The 16,375-nt window shown below is 43.8% G+C and carries 14 protein-coding genes; 8 read left to right on the top strand and 6 right to left on the bottom strand.

Annotated features, from left to right (window positions below):
• Positions 1 to 264: 264 nt before the first annotated feature.
• The 3 genes from OPS25_RS01730 to OPS25_RS01720 form a co-directional block, all read right to left on the bottom strand.
• Complete coding sequence (locus tag OPS25_RS01730) at positions 265 to 762, bottom strand: GAF domain-containing protein (RefSeq protein ID WP_265615922.1); 498 nt, start codon at positions 760 to 762, stop codon at positions 265 to 267.
• Positions 763 to 904: 142 nt separating this feature from the next.
• Complete coding sequence (locus OPS25_RS01725) at positions 905 to 2,806, bottom strand: M1 family metallopeptidase (protein WP_265615921.1); 1,902 nt, start codon at positions 2,804 to 2,806, stop codon at positions 905 to 907.
• 163 nt (positions 2,807 to 2,969) lie between these two features.
• Positions 2,970 to 3,860, bottom strand: coding sequence for a substrate-binding periplasmic protein (locus OPS25_RS01720; RefSeq protein WP_265615920.1), 891 nt, complete (start codon positions 3,858 to 3,860; stop codon positions 2,970 to 2,972).
• A 320-nt stretch (positions 3,861 to 4,180) separates the two neighbouring features.
• Here OPS25_RS01720 and OPS25_RS01715 point away from each other — a divergent pair, with 320 nt between their 5' ends.
• Positions 4,181 to 5,314: an NAD(P)-dependent alcohol dehydrogenase gene (locus OPS25_RS01715; protein WP_320411943.1), complete on the top strand. Its 1,134-nt coding sequence runs from the start codon at positions 4,181 to 4,183 to the stop codon at positions 5,312 to 5,314.
• 29 nt (positions 5,315 to 5,343) lie between these two features.
• Here OPS25_RS01715 and OPS25_RS01710 read toward each other — a convergent pair whose 3' ends face one another.
• Positions 5,344 to 5,904, bottom strand: coding sequence for a hypothetical protein (locus tag OPS25_RS01710; RefSeq protein WP_265615919.1), 561 nt, complete (start codon positions 5,902 to 5,904; stop codon positions 5,344 to 5,346).
• 171 nt (positions 5,905 to 6,075) lie between these two features.
• Between OPS25_RS01710 and OPS25_RS01705 the strand changes: the two genes are divergently transcribed.
• From OPS25_RS01705 to OPS25_RS01685, 5 genes are all read left to right on the top strand, one after another.
• A complete protein-coding gene (locus OPS25_RS01705; protein ID WP_265615918.1) occupies positions 6,076 to 6,894 on the top strand; it encodes a type 2 periplasmic-binding domain-containing protein in 819 nt (272 codons plus the stop codon).
• A 182-nt stretch (positions 6,895 to 7,076) separates the two neighbouring features.
• Complete coding sequence (locus OPS25_RS01700; protein WP_265615917.1) at positions 7,077 to 8,102, top strand: phospholipase A; 1,026 nt, start codon at positions 7,077 to 7,079, stop codon at positions 8,100 to 8,102.
• A 44-nt stretch (positions 8,103 to 8,146) separates the two neighbouring features.
• The gene (locus OPS25_RS01695; RefSeq protein WP_265615916.1) at positions 8,147 to 8,866 is read left to right on the top strand and encodes an SDR family NAD(P)-dependent oxidoreductase; all 720 of its coding nucleotides are present in this window, start codon (positions 8,147 to 8,149) and stop codon (positions 8,864 to 8,866) included.
• A 29-nt stretch (positions 8,867 to 8,895) separates the two neighbouring features.
• Positions 8,896 to 9,594, top strand: coding sequence for a class II aldolase/adducin family protein (locus tag OPS25_RS01690; RefSeq protein ID WP_265615915.1), 699 nt, complete (start codon positions 8,896 to 8,898; stop codon positions 9,592 to 9,594).
• Positions 9,591 to 10,436, top strand: coding sequence for an amidohydrolase family protein (locus tag OPS25_RS01685; protein ID WP_265615914.1), 846 nt, complete (start codon positions 9,591 to 9,593; stop codon positions 10,434 to 10,436). Before OPS25_RS01690 ends, OPS25_RS01685 begins: the two co-directional genes overlap by 4 nt.
• Here OPS25_RS01685 and OPS25_RS01680 read toward each other — a convergent pair.
• Together OPS25_RS01680 and OPS25_RS01675 are read right to left on the bottom strand one after the other, a co-directional pair.
• Positions 10,418 to 11,560, bottom strand: a complete 1,143-nt coding sequence (locus OPS25_RS01680; protein ID WP_265615913.1) for a histidine decarboxylase — start codon at positions 11,558 to 11,560, stop codon at positions 10,418 to 10,420. The genes OPS25_RS01685 and OPS25_RS01680 overlap by 19 nt on opposite strands.
• 66 nt (positions 11,561 to 11,626) lie before the next feature.
• Positions 11,627 to 13,216, bottom strand: a complete 1,590-nt coding sequence (locus OPS25_RS01675; RefSeq protein WP_265615912.1) for an ABC-F family ATPase — start codon at positions 13,214 to 13,216, stop codon at positions 11,627 to 11,629.
• Between the two features lie 253 nt (positions 13,217 to 13,469).
• On the opposite strand from OPS25_RS01675, the gene OPS25_RS01670 reads away from it, so the two are divergent.
• Both OPS25_RS01670 and OPS25_RS01665 read left to right on the top strand, forming a co-directional pair.
• Positions 13,470 to 15,494 (top strand): NADPH-dependent 2,4-dienoyl-CoA reductase, encoded by a 2,025-nt coding sequence (locus tag OPS25_RS01670; protein ID WP_265615911.1) that lies wholly within the window; start codon positions 13,470 to 13,472, stop codon positions 15,492 to 15,494.
• A gap of 562 nt (positions 15,495 to 16,056) precedes the next feature.
• Positions 16,057 to 16,239 carry a hypothetical protein gene (locus tag OPS25_RS01665; protein ID WP_265615910.1) on the top strand — a complete coding sequence of 61 codons (183 nt, stop codon included), beginning with the start codon at positions 16,057 to 16,059 and terminating at the stop codon, positions 16,237 to 16,239.
• Positions 16,240 to 16,375 lie beyond the last annotated feature (136 nt).

Here is a 16,375-nt window from a genome sequence, read left to right as displayed (position 1 = left end):
TCTATTCCGTGCACTAAGAGCTGACGGGACGATGGTATCCTATCCCCTAAAACCCAACCAGCTTTACACATGGTGAGAGCGTATAGTGACCAAATGAATATATGTCATAAATAAAAGTATCTGCTCCCGTGTAAAATATAAGGGTTCCCCTGCTCAGACTCACGCTGGGAAGAAAGCTCCACCATAGAGTCTGAGCAACGCGGCCACTATTTCATGACGGTTAAGTGCATCCTCAACGTTGTACTAACCACTGATAAACATAACTTAGTTTGGAGTGAAACCTTTTTTGAATTCTTGTTCGACCATCTCCCCAAAGTTTTTCAACATCTCTATATCTTTTGGTGAAAATTCGCGGGGTTTATCATGAATTATACATAATGTGCCAAGTTCATGCCCATCTGGGGAGTGCACAATAATACCCGCATAAGCGCGAATAAACGGATCACCTGTTACCAGTGGATTTTTAGCGAATCGGAAATCTTCATGGGCGTCCGGAATAATTAAATATTCTTCTTCCGCTATAGCGTATGTGCAAAATGAAATGTCACGTGGGGTTTCACAAACATTCAGGCCCTGCCTCGATTTGAACCATTGTCTATCTTCCGCCACCAAACTTATTAAACAGATTTTGCATCGAAAATATTCCTGCGCAAAACGGGTAATTTTATCGAAACGCTCTTCGGGAGGCGTATCGAGGATACTCAGTTCATATAGTGATTGTAAGCGCTCAACTTCATTTTTTAGTTCCGGATAGCTCCGCATCGACCTCTCCCAGTGATGACTTTTACAAACTACGTGCCATGATAAAAAAGGGGACTCACCCACTTTTAACCCTTCTCTTTGATCTAGAGTGAGGGGATTTGGGAGAACTAATAAAAGAGTCCCCCCTTTTTATCGTTAATTGCTAATTTACAAACCCTTCATTCGCCTTAATGGTTAACGGATGATAGCCCGATTTCGCTTCCTCGAACGCCCTTTTAGCAAATGCTTTGCCTTCTACTGTCTTTGATAACTCACGGTACAAAGGTTTAACCAGTTTATTGCGACCAATGCTGACGAGATATTCATGCAACCTGGAAAACGCTGGTTTATATTCATTTTTAACCGCGATCAACAGCCAACTATGGGCAATTTCGTTATTTTTACTAGCGGTAAGCGCAAAAGCCTTATCCAACTCGGCGAGTTGCTCATCAGAAAGGGACTCTGGCATATTATTCAAAAAGTAAAGCCATTCGTGTACAGTCCACTCTTGTGTAGAAATATCCTCGGCCGCCACCTCATTGTTTAACCATGCCGAACGAGTCGTATCTATGTTGAAAAATGCATTAGATTGCGGCTCTGGCGCTCCCTCAGGAATACCCGGCTCAAATATCCACTGCTCAATGCGGTTCCGATCTAATTTATCTGCGTAAGTGCTCAACAACGTCTTATCTAAGTAAGCAATAAATTCATCCGTAGTAATACTTTGAAATGCGAAGTGGTTAAAATATTCTCTTAAAAAGGCATCAAAGTTATCTCTGCCAACTTTTTGTTCTAGTTCTCTTAAAAATAACGCGCCTTTTTCATAAGGGATATTAGAAAATACATCATCGGGATTTCGTCCGCGCAGATCAATCGCCAGGATTTCATCAATACTTTCCAAGGCTTCCAAATCTGCTTCAAGATCCTGATATCCCAGCACGGCTTCTTTTTTAAATCGGTCATGGCCATATACCATTTCCATAATTCGATAGGTCAAGTAGGTGGTAAAACCTTCGTTTAACCAAAGATCGCGCCAAGTGGCATTTGTGACCGTATTCCCAGACCAGCTATGGGCAAGTTCGTGGGCAATCAGTGATACAAGACTCTTATCTCCGGCAATGACGGTGGGCGTTATAAACGACAATCGCGGATTCTCCATCCCCCCGAATGGAAACGATGGAGGTAAAATAAGTAAGTCATATCGATCCCAACTATAAGGACCATACGTTTTTTCTGTTACCTTGAGCATGGCTTCGGTATCTTCGAACTCTTGAGCGGCAGCATTAAGTAATTCAGGTTCGGCATACACGCCTGTACGCTCGCCCATGGCTTTAAATTCCAGGTTTCCTATTGCCAGTGCAATTAAATATGAAGGAATAGGCTGCGGCATAATGAATTCGTATTCACCATCTCGTGGCGTATCAGGGTCGTTTGCCGCACTCATTACTGCTAACAACTCTTTCGGGGTACGGATGACAGCGTTATACGTTACCCGTACTTGGGGAGAATCCTGTAATGGTATGAAACTTCGTGCATGCACTGCCTGGGCCTGGGTAAACAGAAAAGGGTGTTGTTTCCCAGCCGTTTGGGCGGGTGTCAACCACTGGACGCCCGACGCCTCTGGCGATGTCGCATAGGCAATAGTCACAGTATCGGCGTTTTGAGGCAAAGAGATGGTCAATGCCGCGCCCAGTTCTTCGTCTGCTTCACCTAGCTTGTATTGTACCGGCATTCCGTCCACGGTAACATTTTCTATCACCAGGTCACGGGAATCCAGTATCAGTGTATCTGCCTTTTCCTGCTGTCTTTCCAACGACAACGTCGCGTGCCCTGATAACTGTTTTACCCTAAAGTCAGCGGTTAAATCCAGCGCTAAATGAGTCACCCTAATTTCATCAGGATTGGCAAACGAATGGTAATCTTTGCCCTCTTCCATTGATGATTTCACTGCAGTGGCATCGGGTTGATCGGCAACGGCACGCGCCTTCGAAGCCTCTTTGGTTTGAGAGTCCACACAAGCGCACAATAAAGTAGCAGTCATCGCTACTATTCCAAGCTTTAGCATAGTTGTCCTTTTATTTGAATTTAACACCACCGCCTATATTACCGTCTTTTACGGTATTTCCTACCGTTAACATCTTACACAAAAAGTAAGCGTCATAATTTAATTACAAGCTCACTATAGTGACTTATGATGCCTCTTTGCGTTAAACAAAGGATGGATAAAGTTAATAACGGGAATAAGAAGACCATATTGCGCCAAGTGATTCAGGGGTCGCCCGCTCCAAGTACTCATTCATATACTTCTGCGTTATGCGATTAACCATCCCATTGCGTTTCAAGCGATAGAGCTCTATGTCAAATTGCATAACAAAGTCGTCTTTGAAAGGATAGTTTTCATCGTTAATGCTGGTATACCCCAAGTAAGCATCATTGGTCGAAATTACATCCATCTTAACTAACCTGACCATATTACCTTGTGATCTTTTAGAACCTTGTACTTCCTTGGCGAGTTCACGGCTCAACCAGTCATAAGGTATTTTCGATGTCACTGTACAATCGGCTCTGCCCAGACGCAATATTTCAATAGCCGTCTTTACGTCGTTTACCCGGGAGACTGAAATTCCACTCTCTTTTTCCATTTGATCAAATTTGGTTCCCGCTCTGCCATCGCCACGCCACATAACGAAATTCAGCCCTTCATAGTCCTCCGGGAAATTGGGCCGGGCCTGCACAGCCGTTTCTTCGTTGCACACAACAATATCGTGCTGAGTGTATAACGACATTGAATAGGGCCAGATATAAGGTTTATCAGTCTTTTCACTTAACCAGTCGTGGGCATGAAAATAAGGGGCTAATATAGCGAACGCTTCGCCCTTTTCAGCCATCATTTTAGCGCGCTGCCAAGGCACAACCTTAAACACCACTTCGTACCGGGGCATTTGCCGGATTACCGTTTCGACCAATTCCACGTACAGTCCGGTTAACTTTCCATTTTCGTCAGTATAGGCAAAAGGAGGTAAAGTATTATACGTGTAAACTTCTACACGCTGGACAGCGGCGTAAATCCAGTTGGAATAGAAACCTGAAATCAAAATCGATACAAATAGAAGTCTCATCCTTCTCTCCTCTTCACTGTATAAGCATAGCGCTTTATAACACGGGTAAAATTAAATAGTTGCGCAGGAAAAATCGTATACGCTGGTGCGTATTGGAAAGGTATGTTGCGTTCCACTGTATTAAAACTGCATTGTATCTAGAGTTAGACGGGAGCCAGTGAGAAAAGCTACGTTACGCGTTCCTTAAGATGAAATAATTTAAATATACTGACCCTTCGCATGCAGAGGCACGTAGGCAACGTGAACAATAAATTATTTATTATCAAAAACCCTCACAAATTCCACCGCCATTTGCGGTGGAAAGTAAAAGGAGAATGGAAATGAAAGTATTCGGTTTTGGCGCACAGGATGCCGATAAAGAGTTAACCCCTGTCGTATTTGATCGAAAAGATCCCAGACCAGGTGAGGTAGCATTCAAGGTAACATATTGTGGCGTTTGTCACTCCGATTTGCATCAAGTGAGAAATGACTGGAGTAACACCAAATATCCTTGCATACCCGGTCATGAGGTAGTAGGAGAAGTCACTGAGGTGGGTGACGGCGTAACCCGCTTTAAAAAGGGCGACCTTATTGGCGTCGGCTGCATGGTTAATAGCTGCCTGGATTGTGAAAAATGTGATGATGGAGTCGAAAACTACTGTCAGGGTCCGATTGGTTTTACAGGTACCTACAATGGACCAGTTAAAAGGAAAGATCAAAACACCTACGGCGGTTACTCTTCACATATGGTTGTACGCGAAGAGTTTGGCATCACCGTTCCCCACAACTACGATCCTAAATACGTTGGCCCTGTCATGTGTGCGGGGATAACCGTTTATTCACCGATGAAACATTGGGATGTCAATGAAAATACTACATTGGGTGTCGCTGGTGTAGGCGGCTTGGGCCATATGGCCATTAAACTGGGTAAGGCGTTAGGGGCGAAAGTGGTGGCTTTGACGCGCAGTGAGGGTAAAAAAGATAAGCTTCTTAAGATGGGCGCGGATAAAGTAGTGATATCAGAAAATGACGACGACATGAAGGCTGCGGCGCAAAGCATCGATGTATTAATAAACACTATTCCAGTCCCCCACGATATAAATCCCTACGTCAATTTAATGAAGCCCGATGGTACGATTGTGATCGTCGGTAATCTCATCAATTTTGAAAATGTGGTACCCGCTCCTCTCATTATGAATCGCGTCAGTATCGCAGGTTCGTTAATTGGGGGAATTAAAGAAACCCAGGAAGTACTGGATATTTGTGCTGAGCATGATATTTCACCCGATATAAAAATGGTCAAAATGCAGGATATAAACGATGTAATGGAGACCTTGGCGAAAGGCAATGACAATGACTTCCGCCATGTCATTGACATGCAGTCGTTACATGACGAAATTGATAATTTGCACGACAAAGCCACGCAAATAGATAGTCCGGACCGTGGCGACGTAGTTAATCGGAAAGCTGGCTAACCGAAATATCGCCCGCCCTGCGGGCGCTTTTACTCTATTGTCACGAATCCATCTGCTGGCCAACTGGGCTCCCCGATTCGTTTCAAATTTAATTCAATGAACGTAAAGGGGGGTTGGTTTTCAACAATTCGCTGTCCGATTTCGTGCCATGTATCCTCTTTGATCGTTGCTGTATAGAGAATGGTGGCGGACGGTGTTTTTATCTCCCACTTGAATCCATCATCTGTCACTTGCATGGGGTAGTCACCACTTCGCCCCATCGCATAGGTGCGGAAATTATAGGCGTGATTGTTCGGGTCATAAGAAATAATACCTAAAGCATTAAAATTAAGGTCCCCTTCAAGCGAATACCCCCGACCTTCTATCATTTTAATATCACCACCGAGGAAGCTACCAACGCGTTCTGTTTGAATAAACTCAATTTTTTCACCGTCTTTTGTCATTCTCCATGACTTACCTCTCCACTCACCATCTAACTTGTCGAACTTTTGAATTGCTGCCTTTTGCTGTGTGTCGGCAATAGCAGGTGTTATACTTACCAGAACGGTCAATATTATTGTTTGCAGAATATTGCGATTGAGAGCGTACATTTCCATTTCCTTTTGAGTTTTATTGCTATGGTTAATAATTACGCTATATCGCAACTGTGTTCAAGTACTTCACATTGCTTAGTATTTGGCAACTAATATGAATAAAGATAAATCTCGTGAAGCGGTTAAAATGGCTAAATGTAAAGTTTTTTTAAGTAGAAGCGAACGGTGATGAGCGTAAGGTTTACTAATTTACTCTTTTGTAAATTCATCGCTGCCTCACTGCTTTGGTTGATGTCTAATAATGTGTATTCAAACACCTATCTTGTAGGTATCCAGCAATTAGACTACTACCCACACTATGACCTTTCTAGAAGCGGCGATAAGGGCATCGCCTGGCATATATTAGAACAATTTTCCCGACAGCATAATGTCTCCTTTGCGTATATTCCTTTACCTCCAAAACGTCTTCAGTTGGAATTGGGTAAAGGCACTATCGATTTCGCGTATCCTGATAACCCAAGATGGCAACCCAAGGATGAACAACCGGGTCGAAATAAAGTGTTTAGTCAGGGACTGGCACTTGGCATTTACGGCACCTTAGTTAAAAAAGAAAAAGTAGGCCAAAAATTGCGTCAATTTTCACGGCTGGCTTTCCCTCTCGGCTTTACACCAGTAAAGTGGCACGAATTAATAACGCAAAATGGTATTGAGACGATAGAAACTTACGACGCCATGGGTGCATTACGTGCAGTAGCGAGAGGCCGCGCCGACGGGGCCGATGTGGAGTATAATGTAGCGGCATACCTTACTTCTATAACCCCAGATAACATCCATTTAGTTCTCGATCCTGAGCTTCCTTTCAGCGCAGTTCAATTTTCTCTGTCCACCTTTGCTTATCCGGAGCTGATTGAAAAATTCAATCAATTTCTCATTGCTGAAAAAGATCAGATCGAGAAAATTAAGGCGAGATATCGTTTAAAACAATCTATAGAGCCCCGAGACTATTATACCAATGAAGATAACCTGGTCGAACACTCAGCAAAATAGACAGAATCGAGACGCCACGCGTTGTTATGCTTTCTAATTTAAAAATTGTGGCTGAATGAGGATGTTTTAATCGGGTTATGATAATCATTTATTATTCTATTTAACTTCTATTACGATAAACAACGTGTTCGCACCATGATAAAAACGATTCAGCTTATTATGTTATTGGCCAGCCTATTCTCATGACGAAATATATCATTTGCTGTTTAATATTCTCCCTTATTACGGCGAATGTGCTCGCAGATAGTAATTTTGAACAAAGGTGTGTTCTTGACCTTTACCAGTCAGGTAAAGGTGACTTAACTCTGGCTGAACTAAGAGCTATATGCGGTACCATTCCTCCATCTCACACAGATTCTGAGCAAGTAGAAAGTGCACAGGATACCGATGTACTATTGGGTGGAATCTCTCGTCGCATAGTGAGCGAGCGAAAAACTGAATTCGACCCCTATGTCATCACTCCGCACAAAATGAATTACATTTTACCAGCCTGGATATCCGATGAAATTAATCGACAAGCCTATCGAACATTAGAAGGATACGAAGGCAATTTGGAAGATATAGAAACGAAATTTCAATTAAGTTTGAAGGTGCCACTGAATACGGGCTCGATGTTTATTGACGGCGATGGGCTGTATTTAGGCTTTACTTTAGAGGCTTGGTGGCAAACCTATTCAAGTAATATTTCAAAACCCTTTCGGGAAACCAATTACCAGCCCGAATTATTCTATATCGCTCCCCTCCCCTGGCGTTTCGTCGGCGGCAATACTGGTTTTGTGGTGGGGGTAGAGCACCAGTCGAATGGGAGGGGACAGCTTCTGTCGCGTAGCTGGAATAGAGTGTACAGCCATTTTTTATTTGAGAAAGAAAACTTAGCACTATCTTTTAAACCCTGGCAGCGTTTAGTTGAGGAAGCGAAAGCCTCGCCCCTGGACACAGATGGTGATGATAACCCAGACATTGAAGACTATTTAGGTCATTTTGAGTTGAGCATGGTTTATCGGTGGCAGGATCTTGAATTCAGTATTCGTACTCGTCAAAATCAACGCACCCACAACGGGGCTATGGAAGTAGGATTGACCTTCCCCTTATGGGGCAAGTTACGCGGTTTTGCCACAGGCTTCACCGGTTATGGGGAAAGTTTAATTGATTACAATCATAAACAAACTCGCATGGGCATTGGAGTGTCGTTAAACAATGTTTTGTAAAACATTTTATTATGGTTCACTTGTGGTCTGAAAAGGTAAATTAGATGAAAAACTATATCGTTTCTGGTGGTTCCACCGGCATCGGCAGAGAGGTCATTAAGGCACTGCTAAAGCAAAACAGCAAGGTCATTAATATTGACATTAAAGCACCCGAAACATCTCTTGCTGGTGAATCATTTATCAAAGCGGATATGGCAAACTATCGGACGTTAGCGACAAATGTTGCGTTAACGGGTAAATATGACGGAGTTTTCTTAAATGTCGGGATCCACCGCAGTGGTTCTATCTTCTCGCAAGATTTAGATGAAATTGAAAACATAATTAATACTAACTTACTGTCACATATCGCTCTATTGAAAACACTTGAGCATAACCTTAATAACCCCGCGTCCATCGTTTTGAATGGTTCTGACCAATGCTTTATCGGCAAGTCCAATAGTTTTGCCTATGGATTGACCAAGGGCGCCATCGCTCAAATGACTAAATCGCTGGCTTTGGATTTAGCTAGTCGCAATATTCGGGTGAATACTGTCTGTCCCAGCACCACGGATACCCCTTTATACCAACAAGCGATAGCACGTTATGCCGAAAAATCGAATAAACCGCTCTCTGAAATCGAGCAAGCTGAAGCGGCTGAGCTTCCCATAGGTAGGATCGCTTCGCCAGTGGAAGTGGCAGCAGTAGTCATATTTTTATTAAGTGATGCGTCTAGTTTCATGACAGGTTCTTTAGTCCCTGTTGACGGCGGTTACACAGCTAAATAACCGGAATAACTATATTATCTGGACCTCCCATGCACCCCAATGAAAAAGAAATTCGACATAAATTAGCTATAACGCACCATGTTATTGCACATTTTGGATGGGATGAGCTAGTGGCTACGCATGTCTCTGCCAGAATACCCGATACCGATACCGTACTTATCACGCCTAAAGATACGGCTTTTAACAACGTCACCGCAAGAAACCTGGTCCTGGTGAACTTAGAGGGTAATATACTTAGTGATAATGGCCACGCGGTTTTGAAGCAAGCCGCCAATATTCATCTGGCAACCTATAAAATTAGACACGATATTCACTGCATCATTCATACCCATAGCATGTACCCTACTATCGTTTCATCGTTGGCAGCTGGGTTCCAGTTTACCACTCAACACAGCCTGCGTTTTTATGACGATATAGCCTATCATCAGTTCAATGGTTTAGCCCTTGAGAATGAAGGCGCCGCCATCGCCAACGATTTGGGCGATAAAAAAATATTGTTTGCGCGCAATCATGGTGTTATCACCACGGGTTGTAGTGTGGAGGATGCTATTTACAGCCACTACCACATAGAAAATTGCTGCAAAGTGTTGGTAAACACCCTGCAATGTGGAGTTAGAATGATAGATATACCCCATGACACATGCAAACTGACTAAACAGCAATTTGATAAGATAAAAACTCCCGAGGTGGAATTTCAACATTTTACCGCTTTGGTTACGTCAGCTTGAAGGCATTGAAATTTATTGATTCACATATTCATTTTTGGGATGTCAGAAATGGATTCAACGAATGGGTGGAAGAAACAGCCCTGCCTGGTTATGTCACACCACAGCATTTTAGTGCAAACGGCTATGTTCATATTGAAGCACATGGTGAAACTCATTCCTCTTCATGTGAACTTAACTGGTTAAAAAGTCAATTTCCCCAGAGCAACATCAAACTGATTGCCTTCATTGATTTTAACCTTCCAATGGACCAGTTTGCGCACGAATTGTCATTGCTATCTGCGCAACCAGATATTGTAGGGGTACGACAGATTATGGCATCGTCTACACGATTTGGTTACAGCCCGTTTCAAAGTGAAATCCCCAAGGATTTAAGCCAAAAGTTAGAGTTGCTCGCAGCTTGTAATATGATCTTCGAGGCCCAGATGTATCCCGGGCAATTTTTTAAGGTACTTGATGCTATCAGTGCCTCATCTGTTACCATGGCGATTGAACATATGGGCTTGCCAGTAATTTCTTGTACTAAAAATCAAAGGGATTGGTTAAGCCTGGTAAAGGCAATTTCTCACCAGTCTAATTGGTTCTTAAAACTTACGGGTTTCGACATGTTGAATAAGGGTGAACGAGTTACATCGACTCTCGATGTAATTTTCGAAACCATTGCTGTTTCTCAACTTTGTTATGGTTCAAATTACCCGGTATCTCACCCCAACCATTATGACAGTTGGTTTAATACACTTAGAGAATATTTAGCTGATGAGGTTATAGAAAAAGATGTCTTCTATAATACGGCGAAGCTACTTTACTTCAAAAAGCGCTCGCTAGGCTATAGAGATTCTACCTGATAATCAAATTGCTTCGCTCGGGCCATATCGATAGCGTCTGGATTTAGTGCATCGGTGATAAATTCGTTTAACATTTGTGGAGTAAATTTGGGCAAGCAAGTTAAAGTAGAACGATTGCGATACTGTGGGAAATGCCATTTTTGAGACACTGGGGCGGGCAAATCTTCTAAAACGATGGTAATGGCCTTTTCATTTTTCCAGCAATTAATGGAATGCTGCTGAAGAGTTAGCAAAAACGCTTCCGCTTTTTTTAAACAAGCCAGGTACTTCTCCTTCATCCCTGCTTGCGAGTTTAACGCTTTGATCGTGTTGTAGATGAGGACTGGGGTTAAGCCATTTCTGCTGCCGCCGATGGTGATATCGTCATTATTGATATACTGAATGTATTCACCCGAAACAAATTGCTTATCAATCAATAATATGCCGGAAGGCATAGGTGCACCCAAAAATTTATGTCCACTCACATTGACTGAAGTAAAATATTCTCCTAACCGATACTTTTCGACCAGCGGAAGAAATGCACCGTCAAACGCACCATCTAAATGAATAAAATACTCCACATCGGCCGTCAAAAATGCCGATTTAGCGGCGGCTACATCGTCATACGAGGAAGTGATTGTCGACCCCATTGTCGCCACCAAAATATAGCTATACTCAGGAGCAGCGGATATTACTTCACTTAATGCATCGATCTGAATGCTGCCATTGGGATGTGATGGGATAATCTGATGTCGGATCCCTAATATGTTCGCTATTTTTGCGTTACAGTAGTGCGCATACTCTGACGATAACAGTATTACCTTGTTGCTGGCCTCTTCCCTATAGCGCCAGCAAGCATACAGGATGGCTTCAGTGCTACAACCAGCCACATAACCCCAGGCGTTTTCTACACTGGTGTGATACAGCTGCATAAAAAACTCTACTACCGCTCTTTCGTGCGCAAAAGTACCAAAACACGTCGGCCGATTAAATGGGTCGCCAATGTTGTTTAGATGATGATTGAGTAATTCGAAACTATGTTGGTTATCAAAATCAGTAGAGGTGGGGTAACCCACATATACCTGTTTATTGTGCGTTAGCTTACTTAACAAGTTTGCAATATCCGACACGCTTCGCTTTTCCATCTATCCATTGATTCTTTACTATAGCATTGCCGCCACGGTTTTCCCTATGGTCAACTTCAACAATTTTTAAGCGGCCCGATGGGCAATAAATTCGTTGTATGAGCCTTCAAAGTTATTAATTCTTTGATTGCTAATTTCAATTACCTGGGTAGCCAGAGAAGACACGAATGTACGGTCGTGACTGACAAAAATAACCGTTCCATCGAATTTAAGTAATGCTTGGTTCAATGCCTCAATGGATTCCATATCTAAATGATTGGTGGGTTCATCCATCACCAATACATTGATATCCTGTAACATCAGTTTACCAAAAAGCAGGCGGTTTTTTTCTCCCCCTGAACATACCTTTACTTTTTTATTAAAGTCGTCTGAGCCGAAAAGTAAACGGCCAAGCATTCCTTTAACCTGCAAATCATCATGTTGGGGGCCTCGCCATTGCGACATCCATTCAAAAAGGGTGAGATCGCAGTTAAAGTCTTTGCTACTGTCCTGAGGGATGTAGCCTATCGCTGCATTTTCAGCCCACTTGACTGTACCTTCGTTGGCCTCTACATCGCTGAGCAGACATTTAAGGAAGGTAGTTTTTCCAGCGCCATTCTCCCCGATAATAGCAAGGCGTGAGCCGGCCTCTAATAGCAAATCTACCTCGCTAAATAATGCCTGGTCTGTATAACCATGACCCAGAGCTTCTAATGTAATCGCCAATCTGTGTAGCTTTTTATGTTGTTTAAACTGAATAAACGGCTTACGGCGACTGGATGCCTTGACTTCAGCTAACTCTATTTTTTCAAGGCGTTTAGCGCGTGAAGTAGCCTGTTTAGCTTTCGAAGCATTTGCTGAGAAGCGCGCTACGAAGCCTTGTAGTTCCTGTATTTCGGCAGATTTTTTGGCGTTTTCATGATGCAACTGTTCCTGTACCAGTGCGGCCGCTTGTGTGAAAGCCTCGTAGTTGCCTGGATAAATGCGTAATTCACCATAATCGATGTCTGCCATATGGGTACATACAGAGTTTAAAAAATGACGATCGTGGGAAATAATGATCATGGTAGATTTGCGTTTATTAAGCTCTTCTGCCAGCCAGTTAATGGTGTAGATATCCAGGTTGTTGGTAGGCTCATCCAGCAATAAGATATCCGGATTTGCAAACAGTGCCTGTGCCAGTAGTACCCGTACTTTGCGTCCTGGCGCTACTTCTTTCATTAGGCCAAAATGATAAGATTCTTCAATGCCGGCAGCACTTAAAATATCCCCGGCCCGGGCTTCTGCGGTATAGCCATCCATTTCCGCAAACTGTGTTTCCAGATCAGCGACGCGCATGCCTTCATCTTCAGTCATGTCAGCTTTACTATAAATCTCGTCACGTTCGCGTTTAACTTCCCACAGTTCCCTATCGCCCAGGATGACCGCATCGACCACACTCATCTCTTCGTAGGCGAACTGATCCTGGCTGAGTATGCCCAACTTAGTGCCAGGCGCATAGGAAACATTTCCCGACGTTGGTATTAACGCCCCGCTGAGTATTTTCATAAATGTGGATTTTCCACACCCATTCGCACCAATTAATCCGTAACGATTACCGTTACCAAATTTAGCGGATATATTTTCGAAAAGCGGCTTAGAGCCAAACTGCATTGTAATATTGGCGGTGGTGATCAAAACAGGACTTCCAGATAAAAAATGAGAAAAGACGGTACTCCGAGCAGGAGTCAGGCGCGCAATATAAAGAAAGAGTGGCCCACTGTCGAGGAAATTTTGAGCAAACCGTATCGATTGTTGATTGATGGTGTAAAGTTGGAAATTAGCGAGTGCATGCTGCTACCTTTATTATGATGTATCAGTTGCAGCAATTCAGTTTATTATCAGCTAGACTCGTCATTGGACCACTTTACCTTTAAGAACACTACCGCATATGACTCAAACTGCCTACCCTAACTTGCTAAAGCCCCTTGATCTCGGGTTTACACAATTACGAAATCGCACTTTGATGGGGTCTATGCATGTTGGTTTAGAAGAAGAAAAAAATGGCTTTGAAAAACTCGCCGCATTTTACGCAGAGCGGGCTCGTGGAGGGGTTGGGTTAATTGTTACCGGTGGTATCAGCCCAAACATAGAAGGTTGGGTTGCGCCATTTGGCGGTCGGATGAGCAGTTATCGGCATGCTAAAAAGCACAAAGTGGTCACCGCAGCAGTGCATGCTGAAGGTGGCAAAATTTGTATGCAATTGCTACACACGGGACGATACGGTTATCACCCGTTCGCTGTTTCGGCTTCGCCAATTAAATCGCCGATTACCCCATTTAAACCCCGGGCGCTGTCTAGACGTGGGATCAGGCGCACCATTAAAGATTATGCGAAATCTGCCCAACTCGCTCAAAAAGCGGGCTATGATGGTGTAGAGATAATGGGGTCAGAAGGCTATCTCATCAACCAATTTTTTTGCCAACGTACCAATAAGCGGGACGACGAATGGGGTGGAAGTCTAGAAAATCGCGCCAGGTTAGCCGTCGAAACGGTGCGTCAGACACGTGAAGCAGTGGGCACTGATTTTATTATCATTTATCGCTTATCTATGTTGGATTTGGTTGAAGGAGGCGCCGAGTGGGAAGAAGTTGTTTACTTAGCCAAAGAAATTGAAAACGCTGGAGCGACGCTCATTAATACGGGAATTGGGTGGCATGAAGCACGTATTCCCACCATTTCAACGTCCGTCCCCCGCGCCGCTTTCACCTGGATAACGGGGCGTATGAAGAAAGAGGTCTCGATACCGCTTATCACGACGAACCGTATCAATACGCCTGAAGTGGCAGAAAACATTTTGGCAAAAGGTGAAGCGGACATGGTTTCGATGGCGAGACCTTTTTTAGCAGATTCTCATTTTGTGGCCAAGGTGATGAAGAATCAAGCCGACAGAATTAATACCTGTATTGCCTGTAATCAAGCTTGTCTGGATCATGTCTTTCAGCGTAAGCGTGCGAGCTGTTTAGTGAACCCTCGCGCATGCTACGAAACAGAATTGAATTTTCCAGCTACCGATTCACCTAAGAAGTTAGGCGTTATTGGAGCAGGTCCGGCTGGCTTGGCGTTCGCCACTTATGCTGCAGAACGTGGACATGAAGTACATCTGTTTGACAAAGCGAATGAAATTGGCGGCCAATTCAATTACGCCAAGCAAATCCCAGGCAAAGAAGAATTTTACGAGACGTTAAGATATTACCAAAAGCAAATCGAACTACTAGATGTGAAATTACATCTGAATAAACCGATGACGGTTGATTCTATTGTCGCTCAACAGTTTGATGAAGTGATATTAGCCACAGGCATAAAACCAAGAGAACTGGATTTTCCAGGCATTGATCATCCAAAAGTGTTGTCGTATCTCGACGTATTAAGAGACAAAAAACCTGTAGGACAAAAGGTTGCCATCATCGGCGCTGGTGGCATCGGCTTTGACGTGGCCGAATACCTGGTCGAGGACGAACACCTGACCGTCCATCCCGATAAGTGGTTAAAACATTGGGGTATAGATAAAACCTATGCACGAGCTGGTGCCATTATGCCACCGCAAATCGAACGTACTCAGCGCGAAGTATTTTTACTGCAACGTAAAGGAACCAAGGTGGGGGCGGGTTTAGGTAAAACCACCGGCTGGATCCATCGCGCGTCGCTCAAAAACCATAATGTGACAAAAATTAACAAGGTCACGTACCAGAAAGTAGATGACGAAGGTTTGCATATTGTTGTTGGTGAAGAACCTAGGGTACTGAAAGTAGACAATATCATTATATGCGCAGGCCAGGTTCCTCTGCGCGAATTACAGCATGGGTTAGAACAATCAGGTCAGAAGGTGCACATTATTGGGGGCGCGGACGTAGCAGCAGAACTTGATGCAAAACGAGCCATCAGGCAAGGGGCTGAATTAGCTGCTGCCATATAACTCACTTCAAAATAATCAGCTGCAATGTTTTTGGACAAACCTCGTTTCGCGTTAGTTACGAGAGCTCAATTTCACCCAGAGTCCTAAGCGAAAGTTGACTACGCAGATACTCCATCACTCCCACGGGTTCTACATCGTCACTCCCAAAAAACTTACCGCGTCACTCCCACCAAGGTGGGAGACTTAAGAACGTGTTGTCACCAACAGGAAAGACGGTTGCTGAACACCTGTTAGGTGCGAAAGAGTTCCTCCGCCTTCGCGGAGGATGACGAAAGACTGGTGGAGGATGACGAAAGACTGGTGAATGATGACAGAAGACTGCCGGCTGATGACAGTTACCGGGTCAGTGGTGATTATCGACCTGCACACCCGATTTAATTCCCATGAAAGAGGAATTCGAGAAAACCTCGTCTCTCCCACGAAGGTGGGAGGCTCAAAAACTTACTTCGTCACTCCCACGAAGGTGGGAGACTCAAAAACTTACCTTGTCACTCCCACAAAGGTGGGAGACCTAAGAACGTGTTGTCAACAACAGGAAAGATTGTTGCTGAACACCTACTAGGTGCGAAGGAGTTCCTCCGCCTTCGCGGAGGATGACGAAAGACTGGTGGAGGATGACGAAAGACTGGTGGAGGTTGACGAAAGATTCGTGGGGGTTGACGAAAGATTCGTGGGGGTTGACGAAAGATTCGCGGAGGATGACGAAAAACTGGCAGAGGATGACGAAAGATTGGGAGGAGGATGACGAAAAAAACTGCTGAATAATTACGATAGACTGGTTAATGACAACGAAAGACTAGTTAATGATGACGAAAGACTGGTGAAAAATGACGGGAAACTGAATAGATCGAATAACGGAATTTCCCACTAACCAATTTCAT

It is taken from the genome of Alteromonas aquimaris (assembly GCF_026183695.1).
GTDB lineage: Bacteria > Pseudomonadota > Gammaproteobacteria > Enterobacterales > Alteromonadaceae > Alteromonas > Alteromonas aquimaris.
The sequence above is the reverse complement of the archived record's forward strand: the minus strand, read 5'-3'. Positions and strand labels throughout refer to the sequence as shown.

Coding starts and splice junctions, on each gene's coding strand:
- OPS25_RS01695 (WP_265615916.1), top strand. CDS start 8,147: ATGAAAAACTATATCGTTTCTGGTGGTTCCACCGGCATCGGCAGAGAG.
- OPS25_RS01715 (WP_320411943.1), top strand. CDS start 4,181: ATGAAAGTATTCGGTTTTGGCGCACAGGATGCCGATAAAGAGTTAACC.
- OPS25_RS01725 (WP_265615921.1), bottom strand. CDS start 2,806: ATGCTAAAGCTTGGAATAGTAGCGATGACTGCTACTTTATTGTGCGCT.
- OPS25_RS01730 (WP_265615922.1), bottom strand. CDS start 762: ATGCGGAGCTATCCGGAACTAAAAAATGAAGTTGAGCGCTTACAATCA.
- OPS25_RS01680 (WP_265615913.1), bottom strand. CDS start 11,560: ATGGAAAAGCGAAGCGTGTCGGATATTGCAAACTTGTTAAGTAAGCTA.
- OPS25_RS01710 (WP_265615919.1), bottom strand. CDS start 5,904: ATGTACGCTCTCAATCGCAATATTCTGCAAACAATAATATTGACCGTT.
- OPS25_RS01670 (WP_265615911.1), top strand. CDS start 13,470: ATGACTCAAACTGCCTACCCTAACTTGCTAAAGCCCCTTGATCTCGGG.
- OPS25_RS01690 (WP_265615915.1), top strand. CDS start 8,896: ATGCACCCCAATGAAAAAGAAATTCGACATAAATTAGCTATAACGCAC.
- OPS25_RS01700 (WP_265615917.1), top strand. CDS start 7,077: ATGACGAAATATATCATTTGCTGTTTAATATTCTCCCTTATTACGGCG.
- OPS25_RS01705 (WP_265615918.1), top strand. CDS start 6,076: ATGAGCGTAAGGTTTACTAATTTACTCTTTTGTAAATTCATCGCTGCC.
- OPS25_RS01720 (WP_265615920.1), bottom strand. CDS start 3,860: ATGAGACTTCTATTTGTATCGATTTTGATTTCAGGTTTCTATTCCAAC.